This is a genomic window from Ponticoccus sp. (in: a-proteobacteria) (assembly GCF_048381735.1).
On record NZ_JBLXGL010000020.1, the window covers coordinates 8,673 to 9,774 of the forward strand.

The following is a 1,102-nucleotide window of genomic DNA, read 5'->3' on the forward strand; positions in this document are numbered from 1 at the left end:
TGCTGGCCATCGCCGCGCTGCGCAACCTGCTGGAAAATGCCCAGCGCCACACCGCGCCGGGCAGCGCCGTCACGCTGACCCTGCAGCCTGAAGCCGAGCGAGTACGCTTCGAAGTACGCGACCAGGGCCCGGGCATCGCCGCCGAGCATCTCGAGCACCTGACCCGCCGCTTCTGGCGACACGCCGCCAGCAGTGGCAGCGGCCTGGGCCTGGCCATTGTCCAGGCGATCGCGCAACGCTGCGACTGCACCCTCACCTTCGACAGCCAGGCCGGCGGCCTGCGCGTATCGCTGACGGTGCCGCTGCAGCGCTGAGCACGCGCTTAGCCAGGGAATTCCAGGCGGAAGGTCGTCCAGCCCTTCTGCGACGTACAACCGATCGCACCCTGATGGGCCTGAACGATCGAACGGGTGATTGCCAGGCCCAGCCCGGCATTGCTCGGGCTGCCTTCGCGGCGCGCCGGGTCGACCCGGTAGAAGCGGTCGAACAGTCGCTCCAGATGCTCGGGCGCTATGGTCGCCCCGGGATTGCTCACCTCAAGCGTCACGTGACCTGCGCCTCGCTCGATGGTCACCCGGATCCGCTCGCCGTCGGGCGTGTAACGCAGCGCATTGGACAGCAGGTTCGACAGCGCCCGGCGCAGCATCAACAGATCGCCCTGAATGGTGCCGGCACCGGAAAGCTCGAAGCGCACCCCGCGCTCGTCCGCCGAGAGCTGGTAATAGTCCAGCAGCTGCGCGCACAACGCCTCCAGCGCGACGGGCTTGGCGTCCGGCACGATCAGCCCGTTGTCCGCCTTGGCGAGGAACAGCATGTCGTCGATCATCCGCGACATGCGCTGCAACTCCTCCAGATTCGAATGCAGGTTGTCCTGGTACTGATCCAGCGTGCGCGCGCGGGTCAGCGCCACCTCGGTGTGAGTCATCAGGTTGCTCAGCGGCGTGCGCAGCTCGTGGGCGATGTCGGCGGAGAAGTTCGACAGCCGCACGAACGCGTCCTCCAGCCGCGCCAGCATGGCGTTGAAGGCCTGCACCAGCTGCTGCAGCTCGGCCGGTGTCGACTCGTCGGGGATGCGCTCGCGCAGCGACTTGGCCGAGACGGA

The 1,102-nt window shown here is 67.9% G+C and carries 2 protein-coding genes; one reads left to right on the forward strand and one right to left on the reverse strand.

Annotated elements, in window-relative coordinates; genetic code table 11:
- A partial coding sequence (locus ACN5KJ_RS20310) for a sensor histidine kinase (protein ID WP_418596013.1) occupies positions 1–314 on the forward strand: 314 nt, incomplete at its 5' end.
- A gap of 8 nt (positions 315–322) precedes the next feature.
- Here the strand turns inward: ACN5KJ_RS20310 and ACN5KJ_RS20315 are convergent.
- The coding region (locus tag ACN5KJ_RS20315; protein ID WP_418596015.1) for a heavy metal sensor histidine kinase at positions 323–1,102 on the reverse strand (780 nt) is incomplete at its 5' end.